A 13,785-nucleotide genomic window follows, 5' to 3' on the forward strand; every position below is an offset into this window, starting at 1 on the left:
AAGGTTCCCGACTACTGTGAGTGGCCGGTGATCAACGGGGGCCCGCATCACCCGAGTTGAGTTCAGCCCTGTGCGAGTGCTCTGTCACACACCGAATCCCTGGGGCCCCACGTACCGAGGACGCTGATGTCTCATCTTCGCGCACCTTCCGCGCGAGCAGACCGCCGCGAAGGCGGGCGGCACGGCCGACCAGGGGTACGTCCCTTGGCGGCGTCCACTCCCGAGGCGGACGTGCGTCCCCAGATGCTCCGTGCCGCCGTGCTGCCGGCGATGGTCGTCGGCCTGAGCGGAGCGGGCGCCGTGCTCTACACGTTCCGCTCCACCGGCGCCCGGCCGACGCAGAGCTTATGGGCGGGACTCGCCGTGGCGGCGGTGCTCGCCGCGGTCGCGGTGGCGGTGGCCGCGCTGGCGGCCCACCGCACCGCGCGCTCCGTCTACGTCCGCTGCAACGTCCTGCGCCGGGCGAGTGCCCGCAGCCAGGACGAACTACGGGCCGTCGTGGACGCCCTGCGCCGCGGCGAGAGCCCCGGCATGCGGCGTGCCGTGCCGACCGGAACCCCCCGCGGCGGCGACGAGTTCGACCTCCTGGAGGTCGAGCTGGGGCGGGCGCACGACGCGGCCGTGACCGCCGTCGTACAGGCGTCCCAGTTCTCCAGCAGCGCGGGCACGGACCAGAAGGTCGAAGTCTTCGTCAACCTGGCAAGACGGCTTCAGTCGCTCGTGCACCGCGAGATCCAGCTGCTCGACGAGCTGGAGAACGAGGTGGAGGACCCGGACCTGCTCAAGGGTCTCTTCCACGTCGACCACCTGGCCACCCGCATCCGGCGGCACGCCGAGAACCTCGCCGTGCTCGGCGGGGCCATCTCGCGCCGCCAGTGGAGCAATCCGGTCAGCATGAGCGAGATCATGCGATCCTCCATCGCCGAGGTCGAACAGTATTCGCGGGTCAAGCTGGTGCCGCCTGTCGAGGGCACGCTGCGCGGGCACGCGGTCGCCGACGTCATCCACCTCCTCGCCGAACTCGTCGAGAACGCCACCGTGTTCAGCGCCCCGCACACGACGGTGCTGCTGCGGGCCCAGTTCGTGACGGCGGGGCTCGCCATCGAGGTGGAGGACCGGGGACTGGGCATGCCGGTCACCGAGCAGAACAAGATGAACGCGCTGCTGTCCGACCCGGACCAGGTCAATGTGCAGCACCTGCTCCAGGACGGCCGGATCGGACTGTTCGTGGTCTCCGCGCTGGCTCGCAGGCACGGCATCGCGGTCCGCCTGCAGAACAACATCTACGGCGGGGTGCAGGCCGTACTCGTCCTCCCGGAGGGTCTGCTGGGCGAGGACCACGACTCCGCCGGCGCCGTCGCCTCGTGCCGGCCGGGCGGAGCGACCGGGGGAGTGCCGGCACAGCAGGCCGCCTCGCCGGCGACAGCCGGGACGGCCCCGCCCGCCGTGCAGCGGCAGGCGCCGCCGCAGCCGGCGGCCCCGCAGCCCGTCGCCGCCCAGCAGGCCGGGCGCCCGTCCGCGCAGGAGGGCCGTCCCGAGCCGCACCCGACGTCCGGGCCCACCGGCCCCGCGCCGCTGCCCGTCCGCGGCGCGCGTGCCGAGCGGCCCAACCCGGCCGCCGCGCTCCCGGGCGTCACCCACGGCCTCGCCGCCCCGCCGGAGTTCGTGGTGCCCGCCGAGCCGGTGCACAGCGCCGCCCGGCCCGCCACGGAGGGTCCCGTACGGGGCCGGGCCAGCAGGCCCCGACTGCCCCGGCGGCGCAGCCAGGAGAACCTCGTACCGCAGTTGAGGGACGGGCCCGCCCCGTTCAAGGAGGACGACCAGCCCGTTCTGCACGACCCCGGGCTGATGGCCGCCTTCCAGCGCGGCATCGGACTGGCCGAGGCGGCGGACGTACGGACCGACGACCGCCCGCGCGAGGCGGTCGGCACGCCGCGCCCCGACCACCCGGAACCCCACGACGCAGCATCCCCCGAAGACGCGAACTTTCCCACCCCCAAGGAGTGACCCCCATGGTGAGCGATGCGCCGACCGGCCAGGCGGCCGACCTCGACTGGCTGTTGAGCGGGCTGGTCCAACGGGTGCCCTACACCCGCAGCGCGGTCCTGCTCTCCTCCGACGGACTCGTCAAGTCCGTGCACGGCCTCGACACCGACAGCGCCGACCACATGGCGGCCCTCGCCTCCGGCCTCTATTCGCTGGGGCGCAGCGCGGGCATGCGGTTCGGTGACGGCGGCGAGGTGCGCCAGGTCGTCGTCGAACTCGACTCGACGCTGCTCTTCGTCTCGACCGCGGGTTCCGGCACCTTCCTGGCCGTGCTCGCCGGGCGGGAGGCCGACGCCGCCGTACTCGGCTACGAGATGGCCATGCTGGTCAAGAGCGTACGGCCGTACCTGGTGACGCCCGCACGGCAACGGGCGGGCAGCGCGCCGAACGCTCCGGGGCAGTGAACGTGGCGGCCCCGCAGGACGGGCCCTGGCTCGACGACGCGGCCGGCCGGCTGATCCGCCCGTACACCGTGAGCGACGGCCGCACCCGCCCCACCACCGAATTCGACCTGCTCACCCTGGTGATGGCCACCGGCGCGGCACTTCCCGTGCACCTGGGCCCCGAACACGTCGCCGCGCTCGGACTGTGCGACGACCCGACGTCGGTGGCGGAGATCGCGGGCCATCTGCGGCTGCCCGCCGTCGTCACCAAAGTGGTGCTGTCCGACCTGGTGGACTGCGGCGCGGTCCACACCCACGCACCGATCCTCCAACACACCCCGACCGACCGCGACTTGCTGGAGGCAGTGCTCGATGGTCTACGACGACAACTCTGACGACGGCACCGACGGCTACGGAGGCGGGGGAGCTGACCCCGAGGTCTTCCCCACCGCCCTCAAGATCCTCGTCGCGGGCGGCTTCGGCGTCGGCAAGACGACCTTCGTCGGCGCGGTCAGCGAGATCGACCCGCTCAGCACGGAGGAACTGCTCACCCAGGCGAGCGCCGGCACCGACAGCCTGGAGGGCATCGAGAACAAGTCCCAGACGACCGTCGCCATGGACTTCGGCCGGATGACCCTCGACGCCGACCACGTCCTCTACCTCTTCGGCACCCCCGGCCAGGAGCGCTTCTGGTTCATGTGGGACGAACTGTCCAAGGGGGCCCTCGGCGCCGTCGTCCTGGCCGACACCCGCCGCCTGGAGGACTGTTTCGCGGCCGTCGACTTCTTCGAGGAGCGCGGCATCGGGTTCGTCGTCGCCGTCAACGAGTTCGACGGCTCCTTCCGGTACGAGCCCGAGGAGGTGCGCGGCGCCCTGGATCTCAACCCGGACATCCCGATCGTGATCTGTGACGCCCGCCTTGCCAGCTCGGGCATCGCCACCCTGGTCACCCTCGTCAAGCACCTCCTCAGCCAGACGCCCGCCGTCCCCACGACAGCCCACGGAGCCCACCCGTGACGGGAGCCCACCCATGACGTACGACAGGATCGGTCACCTGCTGCTCACCCCCGCGGACCGCGAGGGGCCCGAACGCGCGCGCAGGCTGCGGGAGCTGGGGCTCGGCGGGCGGCCGGACCCGATGCTCGACGCGTTCGCGGTCCGGCTCGCGGAGGCCATCGGGGCCCCGTACTCCATGGTCAACTTCATCGACGAGAACCGGCAGTTCTTCGCCGGACTGCACACCCCGCACGGCACCCTCTCCGGCAGCGACCTGGGCGCCGCCGCAGCCGCCGGACGGATCGGCCGCGCCATGGCCCGCGACCACGGGTACTGCCCGCACGTCGTCGCCCGCCGCAAGGCCCTCGTCCTGGAGGACGTCTGCGACTACCCGCGCTTCGCGGGCAACCCCGTCGTCGACGAGATCGGCATCCGCTCCTACCTCGGCGCTCCTCTCATCGACCGCTCGGGCATCGCACTCGGCGCGATCTGCGTCGTCGACACCCAGCCGCGGCAGTGGGGGCGCCAGGGCCTGGAGACCATCAAGGCGATGGCCGGTGAACTGATGGCGGAGATCGTCCGCCGTGAGGACGGCGGGATCCGGGTGTGAGCCGCGCGCCCCGCACGCGCGCCCACCGCGGGCGGGCGCACGACCGACGACTGGTACACCGAGGACGGCCACTGGCCCCCGCACACCCAGCGCGCACGCAACCCGGTCATCGACGTCGAGGACGTGTCCCTGCTCAACCTGCGCCCGGACAACGGGGTACTGGCCCCCGCCTACCAGCAGCGCCACTTCACCCCCGACTACTGGCGCAACTACACCGTCATCGGCGGCGCGGGCCGCCTGGAGAACTTCGGGGACGGCCCCGGCGGTCACGTCAAGGTGGGGAACGCCCGCCGCTCCGCGCACCGCTTCGACGCCGACGAGGTGCACCCGATACCCGTGGCCGACGACAGCGCGGGGCACGGCCGGGCGGACCCCCTCCTGATCGGCGTGTTCCTGCGCTTCGTGCGGCACGGGGGCACCACGGACACCTCGCCGGTGGCGGCCCGGACGGCGTTCGCGACGGACGTCGGCGCGACGCAGTCGCTGCGCGACGGCGGGATGCCGCGCCGGGTGCCGGTGCTGGACGCGGACCTGGTCGCCTGCTTCGAGCGGGGCCAGACACCCGAGCGGGGCCGGATACGGGAATGACCGACCAGGCATGAACCGGGGCCGACGGGGGAGGGTCGGCACCGTGTCCCCCCATCCCTGGCAACCCCGTGGCTCCGCAGGACGAGAGGCAGGCCGACCCCGATGAACACGCCCGGCACCCCCGGCACGGCGACCGCGCACGACGGCGTCCAGCTCGCGACGTACACCTGGCTGCCGGACAGCGGGCGACCGCGCGCCCTGGTCCAGATCGTGCACGGAGCCGCCGAACACGCCCAGCGCTACGGCCGGTTCGCCCGGCACCTGCTGTCCCACGGCTACGGGGTGGTCGCCGCCGACCACCGGGGCCACGGTGCGACCGCGACCGGCACCGGAGGGCTCGGTGTGGCGGGCGAGGACGGCTGGCGCGCCATGGTCGCGGACGTGCGCACGGTCGGCGACCAGGCGCGCGCCCTGCACCCGGGCGTGCCCGTCGTGCTGTTCGGGCACAGCCTCGGCGCGATGCTGGCGCGCGACTACGCGCAGGATCATCCGGACGATCTGGCCGGGGTGATCCTGTCGGGAGTCTTCCGCAGCCTGCCGGGCACCGACCCGGAAGAGGCGGTGACCCGTCTCGAACGGGAGGCCGCCGCGCAGGGCCGGGACGCGGTCTCCCGTTTCATCCCCGAGCGGTTCGCCTCCTTCAACGACGCCTTCCCCCGCCGTACGGGCAGCGAGTGGCTCTCCCGCGACGAGGCCGAGGTCGACGCGTACACCGCCGACGAACGCTGCGGCTTCGCCTTCAGTACCGGCCTCGCCCTGGACTGGATCCACGGCATCCGCAAGCTCAACGACCCGAAGAACATCGCCCGCATCCCCGCCGACCTGCCCTTTCACCTCGCGGTCGGCACCGAGGACCCCTGCCACCAGGGCATGACGCTCGTGTACGAACTCCTGGAGGACCTGCGCTACGCGGGCGTCGAGGACCTCACCCTGAAGGCGTACGAGGGCGCCCGCCACGAGATCCTCAACGAGACGAACCGGGACGAGGTGCACCGGGACCTGACGGCCTGGCTGGACAAGCACGTCTGACCGGGCGAAGCCCCCGCGCGGGCGCCTTCGCGGCAAGCACCGCCCAGTACGCCCTCGGCCCGTGCCCGTGGGACAGCAGGAACCTGTCCCGCCCCGGGTCCGCGGCGCTCGCCGGCGACACCCGCAACACCCGGTCGTGGAGCACCCACAGCCCGTCCAGGGTGGAGGTCGCGGCGGTGCTGTGCTACTCGGTACCCGTCATCAGCCCCCTCAGGCGCCGGAGATCCGGGTACCCGTACGTCTTCTGCTGCTGCGTCTCCTGCGTGGAAGTCGTCATGGAGACGACCGTGCGACATCGACCGGACTTGAGGTCGGGCAAAGGCGTTCGCCACCACGTCCCGATGTGCGGTATTGTTCTCAAGCGCCCTCAACCAGGGGAAACCCCAGGTCAGAGGGTATCGGGACGTGGCGCAGCTTGGTAGCGCACTTGACTGGGGGTCAAGGGGTCGCAGGTTCAAATCCTGTCGTCCCGACAGAGATGTCGGATGTTCCGCACGCAGCAGGGGCCGTCTTCGGACGGCCCCTGCTGCGCGTTCACGCCTTCCCGCGTCCCGTCCCCGGCCGCCCTCTCACTGGCCCGGGTCCTTCTCCGTCAGCGGTTTCCCGCCCCGCGCCGTCACCGCCAGCGTACGCACCGAGCCGTCCGCGCCGATTTCGATGATCGGTACCGCCTTGCGCTCGGGGGAGCCGTCGTTGCCCAGCGAGATCAGTCCGCTCGCGCCGCTGACCGCCTTCACGCCGTGCAGTGAGCGCCAGATCTGGATGACCTCCGAACCGCTGACCTTGCCGTTGTTGGTCTCCGAGGCGTCGGCGACGACCCGGACCGCGGAGATCGCGGTGATCACCGCGTCGTGGCCCATGATCGCCTGCCCGTCGTCCAGCGCCTCCTCGTTGAAGTGGGCGCGGTACACGCCGCCCTCGCCGAACGTCTGCCGCCCCCATCCCGGGAAGGCCTCCGGCATGCGCTCCCAGCCGCCCGGGTGCGCGAGACCCGTGTAGACGAGGCGGACGTTGCCGTCGCTCAGGGTGCCCTTGATGTCGTCGAACCCCTTCGCCTGCGCGGTCTGGGAGGCGTCGTCGCCGGAGACGACCAGCAGCGGTTCCGTGCAGGGCCGGTCCTTCAACGGGGCCAGGAAGCGCGGCAGGTCGATGCCGCGTCCGGCGAAGAAGATGACGTCCGGCTTCTTGGCGCAGATGTTGGCCATCCGCGTCTTGAACGCCGTGGCCACCCCGCCCTGCGACGAGTCGTACAGCTCCGTCCGGCCCGCGAGCCGGTTCTTGGGCAGCGCGGCCAGGAAACCGGCCGCGAGGGTCTTGGTGTACTGGTCCTTGGCGCTCTCGTCCTGGATGACCAGCACCCGCTTCTTCGCGTACTCCCGCTGCCCGAGGAACGCCGCCGCAGCGGCCGCCTCGTCCGAGTTGACCGGGGCGACCCGCACCAGACCCGGCACCTTGCTCAGCGTGTCCGCCGTCAACACCGCTCCTACCGCGGCGAGTTGCAGTCCGTCTTCGGACTCGGGCCGGGTGATGGTCCGGATGAGGCTCTCGGTGGCCCGCGTGCTGGTGCCCAGGCCCGCGACGGCCACGAGCCGGTCGGTGGCCGTGCGCTGCCGGAGCTGCTCCAGGGTCGCGGCGCTCTGCGCGGGTCCGTCGCCGATGTCCGCGAGCAGCAGCCTGATCAGCGGGGTGTCGCCGTACTTCGACGAGTGGTTCGCCTCGTGCTGCGCCGCGTACGCGCCCTCGATCTCGTGCCGTACGGAGTCGGGGGTGTTGGTGTCCTTGTCGTCGGGGACCATCTTCATCAGATAGACGATGCCGACATTGCTCGGGCCGCCCTTCTTCGACGAAACGTCGGACACCCTGTCGTTCTCCGCGCGGATCTTCTCGAAGACGTCGCCGAGGTTCTTCTGATCGAAGGCGAACGAACCGTCCGTGACGCCGACGCAGACACCTTCCACGCGTTGCACGCCGGCCGCGCAGGCGGTGTCCACCGGCGGCTCCCGCCACGGCCCCCAGATCAGCACACCGGCGACCAGTGCCACCGCGCCCAGCAGGCACAGGGCGTTTCCGGGCCAGCGCTTCCACCAGGGGGGCAGCTCGCCCACCCAGCCGGAGCGGTGTCCCGGGTTCCTGCGCGGCCATTGCATGGCGTGCCCCTCTCCCAAGGTCCCGTGCGAGCCGGGCCCTTCCACGTCGGTACGGGCCGATCGGCGCCGTTGCGAGCGCGCCGGGCCGGGTCAGTCGGTGTAGCGGATCGCCTCGTCGAGCAGTGTGTCCGCGTCCGCGTCGGCCGCCGTCGCCACCTGCCGGAGCATCGCACTGATCTTGTGATTGAGCTCCGGGTTGCCGAGCGGCAACCGGTTGCGCGGATCGCCCGCCAGCCACAGCGCCGCGCACAGTTCGGCGAGCGGGCGACCCAGCGTCTGGTCCGCGTAGGCGTCCGGGGCCAACTCCCTTGCCAGCTCACTCGCCTGGCGGCGCGGCGGTCCGTCGGACAGCCACGCCCTGTACATCGGGGCGGCCGTGACGTGGTAGAGCTCGCGCAACCAGGGCGTCAGGTCGGCGGCGCCCACTCCACGCGCCAAGTGGTCGACGAGCGACTGGAGTTCGCCCTTGGCAAGCCGGTGGTAGAGGCAGTCCAGCGGGTGGTGCTGACGCTGGTGCCAGGAGGCGAGCCGGGAGTGCAGGGCACGCCACCTCTCCAGCGAACCGCTGGGCGGTGCGGAGAGCCTTTCGAGCAGCAGCAGCCGCAGCCAGGGATGCAGCACCGGCTGGGTGTCGTAGGTGGAGTCGGCGGCCGGCTCGCCCCGGCTGCCCGCGGTGGTCAGCAGATAGCCGGACGGCCCGCGCCCGCCCCTGGTGTACGCGTCCTCCGGCACCCGGCGCGACAGCCACAGCCGCTCGCGCAGCTCCCGCATCAGGGTGTCGCGCGCATGCTCGGGCTGGTCGTTCAGCAGGCCCGCGTTCACCGCCGCCCGGGGCGTCCGGGCGGCGGCCACCAGCAGCGCCGCCTCCTGCTGATCCGCCGTGAGTCCCGCGAGGAGCCGCCCGTGCACGACGTCCGTCACCGGGAGGCCCGCCCGCGGCGGACGTGCCCGCAGCAGCCCCCGCAGGTCGCCGTCGGTCGGCGCCTGCCCGTCGCGCAACGCGGCGACCACGTCGTGCAGCGTGCGCACGCTCCACGGGTGCCCGTAGGTCAGCCGGTGTATCAGCGGGGCCGCCCTGGGCAGCACCCAGGCCTCCGGCCGGCCGCTCTCCCGGGAGCGCTCCCGCTCGTACCGGGTCGCCTCCAGTGCGACCTCGACCTCCTCCAGGTCGCGCAGCCGCACCGGGCACCACCAGTCCGGCGGCGGCCCGTCCGGGCGCGGCCGCCACGCCGCGTAGCTCAGGGCGTCGCAGCGCCGGATGTGCGGATCGTCGGGGCTGCCGTCGCCGGGGCCGGGCACGGCACGGGTGGTGGCGGCCGTCGCGACGATCAGCAGCGGGTCGTACGTGCCCGCACGGGCCTTCTCCGCGCGCAGCCGGCACAGCGTCTGCAGGAAGCGGGTGACGTGCGGACGGTCGATGTTGTCGAGCAGGGCGAGGCAGTTGTAGAGCCGGCTGCGCTTGGCGAAGGACGCGGTGAGATCGTCGAGGAACACCTCGCACAGCATCCGGTCCACGAGTTCCGTGTCGGCCTCGATCCCGCTGCGGGCACGTCTGTTGAGGTCTATCAGCGCCTCCACACCGGCCTGCGCGCTGCCTTGGCCGTACGACGCGAGCGCGCGGTTCAGGACGGTGGCGGCCGGAAGATGGGTGAAGCCGCGCACCAGCAGCCCGGCGGCCAGCTCCAGGTTCGGCACGGGGGAGAGGCCCAGGTTGTCCAGCACCCCGCCCGCGGTCTCCGCCGCCCCCACCGCGGTACTGCTGCGGGCACTGGTGAGGGCCGCCTTGAGCTGCTTGCGGGCGGCGTCGCGGTTGTCCACCGGCAGATCGCTCAGGTTGAGCGCCAGCAGGCCCAGCATCAGCCGCGGGAAGCGCGGCGGATGCACCCCGGGGTGCTTGCGCGTGAGCTGGAAGGCCAGCAGCAGGGCGGTTTCGTAAGGGCGTTGGACGGGCAGCGGAGCGAAGTCGATGCGTGCGGTGATGCCGCCGGCCGCCTCGTGCGCGAAGTGGTCGAGGGCATGCGTCTTGCCGCTGCCTGGCCGTCCGAGCAGGACGACCAGCGGCAGCGGCCGGGACGACTTCCGCCGCCAGCACTCCCGTACGAAGGCGGCGATCTCCGCCTGGCCGGCGGGGGGCGTGCTGGAACCCTGGGGCATCCGGTCTCCCTGCGGCAGGAGTGATCGCGGAGGCAGTATCGTGTCACGAACTCCACGGCACGGCATAGGGATTGCCGCAGTTGGCCCGCTGCCCGGCGGCGCCCGGCACGGTCCTACAGCTCGTTCGCGTACGGCGGTTCCGCGCCGGCCCGCGAGCAGGTCAGTGCCGCAGCGCGGGCCGCGAAGCCCAGGACGTCCCGCCACCCGTCGCCGTCCAGCGCGGCCACCGCGTCCGCCGTCAGCGGACCGCGCGCCGAGAAGGCGTGCAGGAGGGCGGCGTTCACCGTGTCCCCCGCGCCGATGGTGTCGACGACGTCGACCCGGACACCGGGCACGGAGAACTCCCCGCCGCCCCGGACGAACGCCGTCAGCCCCTCCGCACCCCGGGTGAGGACGACCGCTGCCGGGCCTGCCGCGGACCGGCTCGCCGGGTCGTACTCCAGCCACTCCGCGTCCTCCTCGCTGAGCTTCAGCAGCGAGAGGCAGGGAAGCCAGTCGCGGAACCTGGCCCGGTAGGCGTCCGGGTCCCCGATGAGGGCGGCCCGCACGTTCGGGTCGAGCGCGACGAACGCCCCGCGTCCGGCCTCGCGCCGCAGCAGCGCCTCGTACGCTCCGGCTCCCGGTTCGAGGACGAGGGAGCACGTGCCGAACAGCAGTGCCTCGGTGGCGGCGGGGAGGGCGGCGGGCGTCTCGAAGAGCCGGTCCGCACTGCCCTCCGCGTAGAAGCCGTACGCCGCCGAGCCGTCCGGGCCGGGCGAGGCGACGGCGAGCGTGGTCGGCTCCGGGCCGCGCTGCAGGAGGCCGGTGTCCACTTTCTCCTCGTGCAGCCGCGCGACGAGGGACTCCCCGAAGGGGTCGGTGGAGATCCGCGAACAGAACGACACCCGGGCGCCGAGCCTGCCGAGCGCCACTGCCGTGTTGTAGGGGCCGCCGCCCCGCGCCGGCTGCAGCGGGGACAGTGGGTCGCCCCGGTGCTGCGGCACGAGGTCGATCAGGGCCTCACCTGCGACGACGATCACGGTCTTCTTCCTCTCCTGCCCGTCGGGGGGCGGCGGACACCCGCAGATGGTACGGGCGGACACCGGCGGGGCGCGGGATCACGCCCGTACGGCGAAGTGGCGCACCCCCTCCACCCAGGTGTACGACACCGCCCGCGCTTCGGCGAGGACGTCCAGGTGGGCGTCCGTCTCCAGGATCGCGAGCATCCGGTGCAGGTCCGGCAGGGCGTCCAGCGGGCGGCGGCGCCGGGTCCAGGGGAGGGCGCGCGCCACGGCGTGGGCGGTGGCGGCCCCCGCGCGGACCTCGCGCAACGTGGCGTCCAGGCGCTCCTCGTGATGGGCGAGGAGTTCGTCGACGCGGGCGTGCACGCCGACGGACACCGGCCCGTGCGCCGGCAGCAGGAGAGCGTTCGGCAACTCCCTCACCAGCCGCAGGGACCGGCGGTACGAGCGGAGCGGGGACTTCTCCGGTACGGCCTCGAAGCCGACCGACGGGGTGATGTGCGGAAGCACGTGGTCGCCGGCGAACAGCAGACCCGCCGCGGGATCGGCGAAGACCACGTGGCCGCGGGTGTGGCCGGGGGTGGCGATCACCTTGAGGCGCCGGTCGGCGAGGTGGATGTGCTCGCCGTCGTCCAGCCAGGTGTCCGGCGGCCCGAACGGCATCGACCGCTCCGCGGGCGTGACCGGCAACGCGTCGACGCGGTCCGCCAGCTCCCCCGCCCCGCAGGCCCGCAGCCGTGCCGTCTGCCGGGGGTGGGCGCTGCCGCTCAGGTCCAGGCCCTCGATGGAGTGCCGCTCACCGCGCCCGACGCGGACGTGCACGCCGAGTGCGGCGCGCAGCGCCAGGGCCTGGGTGTAGTGGTCCCAGTGGCCGTGGGTCACCAGGATCTGGGTGAGGTCCCCGAGCGCGTACCCGAGAGTCGACAGCGCCTTGCCGAGGGCCTCCTCGGTCCGCGGACCGGCCCAGCCGGAGTCGATCAGTACGAGGGCGTCCGGGGCCTCGACGAGGTAGACGTTGACGGCGGCGAGGTCGTCGAGGGGGAGTGGGAGGGGGATGCGGTGGACGTGGTCGCCGACGCGGTGGGCGCCGGGTTCGGTCCAGTCGGCGGGCTGGTCGGGCAGGAGCGGTGATCCTTCGGCCCGGTCCGGTGCCGAGGTGCGCTGCTGTTCCATGAGAGGCTCCGCTTCCCTTGCGTGGGAGGGTGGTCGAGGGGTGCGGCCCCGTCGCGGGCGCCGCCCCCGCTCCAGATTGCCTCACCCCTCCTTTGCGCGTGCGTCCTCCGCACGTGTTTCGGCCTCGCCGCCGGACCGCATGACCGCCTTGTTGAGGGCCCACAGCCCGATGCCGATGGCGAGGAGCACGCCGGCCCGGACGTACACCTCGGCGGGCCGGTCCGCGAGCGGGCTCGCCAGCACCAGGGAGGCGAGCGCGCCCAGTACCGGCAGGATCGTCGGGGTACGGAAGTGACGGTGCTCGACCGGGCTCTTGCGCAGCACCAGCACCGCGACGTTCACCACCGCGAACACGCACAGCAGCAGGAAGGACGTGGTGTCGCCGAGACCGGCGATCTCGCCCGTCGACACCAGGCCGATCGCCAGCAGCGAGACGAAGACGATGCCGACCACCGGGGTCCGGCGGCGGGGGAGGACCCGGGCCATGGCCCGGGGGAGGATCCGTTCGTTGGCCATGCCGTAGCAGAGCCGCGAGGCCATCATGATGTTGATCAGTGCCGAGTTGGTGACGGCGAACAGGGCGATCAGCGCGAAGAGCTTGGGCGGGAAGTCCAGGCCGCCCGCCTTGACGACCTCCAGCAGGGGACCGCTCGACTTCCCCAGCGTGCGGCTGTCCACCAGCAGCGAGGACACCAGGGCGACGAGCACGTACAGCGTGCCGGTGACGGCCACGCCGATGAAGATCGCGCGGGGAAAGGTGCGCTGCGGGTCCTTCGTCTCCTCGGCCATGTTCACCGAGTCCTCGAAGCCGACGAACGCGAAGAAGCCCAGGGCGGTGGCGCCCAGGATGCCGGTCATCAGCGCGTAGCCCGTACCGTCGCCGGTCTCGAACTCGGTGAGCCGCCCCGGCTCCCCGCCGTCGGTCAGTACGGCGTACGCGCCGATGGCGAGGATGACGCCGAGGCCCGCCAGCTCGACGATCGTCAGCACCACGTTCGTCTTCACGGACTCCGACACTCCGCGCAGATTGAGCGCCGCGAGCGCGACGACGAACAGGATCGCGACGAGCGTCGCCGGTATCGCGGTCGTGAACTCCGCCAGGTAGTCACCGCTGAACGCGCGCGCCGCGGCGCTCGCCGAGGACAGTCCCGAGCACATCACCATGAAGGCGACGATGAAGGTCAGAAAGGGGACCTTGAACGCCTTCTGCGTGTACAGCGCGGCCCCGGCGGCCTTCGGATACTTCCCCACCAGTTCCACGTACGAGGCGGCGGTGAGAACCGCCACCACGAAGCCGATGACGAACGGCAGCCACAGCGCGCCGCCCACCTTCCCGGCGACCTTCCCGGTCGTGGCGTAGATGCCGGTGCCGAGGATGTCGCCGATCACGAAGAGAATCAGCAGTCCGGGTCCGAGGACCCGCTTCAGGCCGCCGCCCTCCGGCTCGTCAACCTGCGCTGCGTGTCCGGGTGTTGACGTCATGTGGATGCCTCCGTGGGTGTGATGGGAAGCTCTTGCCCGGGGAAGGCCCGGTGAAGCGCGCAGGCCGCCGTGCGGGCGGCGGTCCCGGGGCCCCGCGCCGTTGCGTCCCCTGCGGCCGGCCCGGCGGCGGCCCGCACGGGCACCGACTCCCTCCCCGCGGCCGACCGCCCCCTACG

12 protein-coding genes, 1 tRNA gene and 1 pseudogene are annotated in these 13,785 nt (G+C 72.6%); 8 read left to right on the top strand and 6 right to left on the bottom strand.

The features are described from left to right. Positions 1–126 precede the first annotated feature (126 nt). The 7 genes from HNQ79_RS15760 (at position 127) to HNQ79_RS15790 (ending at position 5,652) form a co-directional block, all read left to right on the top strand. Entirely contained in the window at positions 127–2,007 is a 1,881-nt protein-coding gene (locus HNQ79_RS15760) for an ATP-binding protein (RefSeq protein WP_185031419.1), read from the top strand. Positions 2,008–2,012: 5 nt separating this feature from the next. Continuing rightward, positions 2,013–2,450, top strand: a complete 438-nt coding sequence (locus tag HNQ79_RS15765; RefSeq protein ID WP_185031421.1) for a roadblock/LC7 domain-containing protein — start codon at positions 2,013–2,015, stop codon at positions 2,448–2,450. 2 nt (positions 2,451–2,452) lie between these two features. Next, a complete protein-coding gene (locus HNQ79_RS15770; protein ID WP_185031620.1) occupies positions 2,453–2,824 on the top strand; it encodes a DUF742 domain-containing protein in 372 nt (123 codons plus the stop codon). Continuing rightward, positions 2,802–3,446 carry a GTP-binding protein gene (locus tag HNQ79_RS15775; protein ID WP_185031423.1) on the top strand — a complete coding sequence of 215 codons (645 nt, stop codon included), beginning with the start codon at positions 2,802–2,804 and terminating at the stop codon, positions 3,444–3,446. Before HNQ79_RS15770 ends, HNQ79_RS15775 begins: the two co-directional genes overlap by 23 nt. A gap of 13 nt (positions 3,447–3,459) precedes the next feature. Further along, on the top strand, positions 3,460–4,035 hold the full coding sequence (locus HNQ79_RS15780; protein WP_185031425.1) for a GAF domain-containing protein: 576 nt from the start codon (positions 3,460–3,462) through the stop codon (positions 4,033–4,035). Positions 4,036–4,158: 123 nt separating this feature from the next. After that, the gene (locus tag HNQ79_RS15785) at positions 4,159–4,623 is read left to right on the top strand and encodes a hypothetical protein (protein WP_373312598.1); all 465 of its coding nucleotides are present in this window, start codon (positions 4,159–4,161) and stop codon (positions 4,621–4,623) included. A gap of 102 nt (positions 4,624–4,725) precedes the next feature. Continuing rightward, on the top strand, positions 4,726–5,652 hold the full coding sequence (locus tag HNQ79_RS15790) for an alpha/beta fold hydrolase (protein ID WP_185031427.1): 927 nt from the start codon (positions 4,726–4,728) through the stop codon (positions 5,650–5,652). 25 nt (positions 5,653–5,677) lie between these two features. On the opposite strand, the pseudogene HNQ79_RS15795 reads toward HNQ79_RS15790, so the two are convergent. Then, positions 5,678–5,929, bottom strand: a pseudogene (locus tag HNQ79_RS15795) (transketolase); the annotation flags it as partial. A gap of 122 nt (positions 5,930–6,051) precedes the next feature. Between HNQ79_RS15795 and HNQ79_RS15800 the strand changes: the two are divergent. Next, positions 6,052–6,125: transfer RNA gene (locus HNQ79_RS15800), tRNA-Pro, on the top strand. Positions 6,126–6,221: 96 nt separating this feature from the next. Here the strand turns inward: HNQ79_RS15800 and HNQ79_RS15805 are convergent. The 5 genes from HNQ79_RS15805 to HNQ79_RS15825 form a co-directional block, all read right to left on the bottom strand. Further along, positions 6,222–7,799: a type 1 periplasmic-binding domain-containing protein gene (locus tag HNQ79_RS15805; protein ID WP_185031429.1), complete on the bottom strand. Its 1,578-nt coding sequence runs from the start codon at positions 7,797–7,799 to the stop codon at positions 6,222–6,224. A gap of 90 nt (positions 7,800–7,889) precedes the next feature. Then, the gene (locus tag HNQ79_RS15810) at positions 7,890–9,953 is read right to left on the bottom strand and encodes a hypothetical protein (RefSeq protein WP_185031431.1); all 2,064 of its coding nucleotides are present in this window, start codon (positions 9,951–9,953) and stop codon (positions 7,890–7,892) included. A gap of 113 nt (positions 9,954–10,066) precedes the next feature. After that, positions 10,067–10,972, bottom strand: a complete 906-nt coding sequence (locus tag HNQ79_RS15815; RefSeq protein ID WP_185031433.1) for a carbohydrate kinase family protein — start codon at positions 10,970–10,972, stop codon at positions 10,067–10,069. Between the two features lie 78 nt (positions 10,973–11,050). Beyond that, entirely contained in the window at positions 11,051–12,127 is a 1,077-nt protein-coding gene (locus HNQ79_RS15820) for an MBL fold metallo-hydrolase (protein ID WP_185031435.1), read from the bottom strand. A gap of 81 nt (positions 12,128–12,208) precedes the next feature. Continuing rightward, complete coding sequence (locus tag HNQ79_RS15825) at positions 12,209–13,609, bottom strand: APC family permease (protein ID WP_185031437.1); 1,401 nt, start codon at positions 13,607–13,609, stop codon at positions 12,209–12,211. Between the last annotated feature and the right edge of the window lie 176 nt (positions 13,610–13,785).

Origin of the sequence: Streptomyces candidus, from assembly GCF_014207445.1 — a bacterium.
In the GTDB taxonomy this organism is placed as follows: domain Bacteria; phylum Actinomycetota; class Actinomycetes; order Streptomycetales; family Streptomycetaceae; genus Streptomyces; species Streptomyces candidus.

Coding starts and splice junctions, on each gene's coding strand:
- HNQ79_RS15760 (WP_185031419.1), top strand. CDS start 127: ATGTCTCATCTTCGCGCACCTTCCGCGCGAGCAGACCGCCGCGAAGGC.
- HNQ79_RS15765 (WP_185031421.1), top strand. CDS start 2,013: ATGGTGAGCGATGCGCCGACCGGCCAGGCGGCCGACCTCGACTGGCTG.
- HNQ79_RS15780 (WP_185031425.1), top strand. CDS start 3,460: ATGACGTACGACAGGATCGGTCACCTGCTGCTCACCCCCGCGGACCGC.
- HNQ79_RS15805 (WP_185031429.1), bottom strand. CDS start 7,799: ATGCAATGGCCGCGCAGGAACCCGGGACACCGCTCCGGCTGGGTGGGC.
- HNQ79_RS15825 (WP_185031437.1), bottom strand. CDS start 13,609: ATGACGTCAACACCCGGACACGCAGCGCAGGTTGACGAGCCGGAGGGC.
- HNQ79_RS15820 (WP_185031435.1), bottom strand. CDS start 12,127: ATGGAACAGCAGCGCACCTCGGCACCGGACCGGGCCGAAGGATCACCG.
- HNQ79_RS15775 (WP_185031423.1), top strand. CDS start 2,802: ATGGTCTACGACGACAACTCTGACGACGGCACCGACGGCTACGGAGGC.
- HNQ79_RS15790 (WP_185031427.1), top strand. CDS start 4,726: ATGAACACGCCCGGCACCCCCGGCACGGCGACCGCGCACGACGGCGTC.
- HNQ79_RS15810 (WP_185031431.1), bottom strand. CDS start 9,953: ATGCCCCAGGGTTCCAGCACGCCCCCCGCCGGCCAGGCGGAGATCGCC.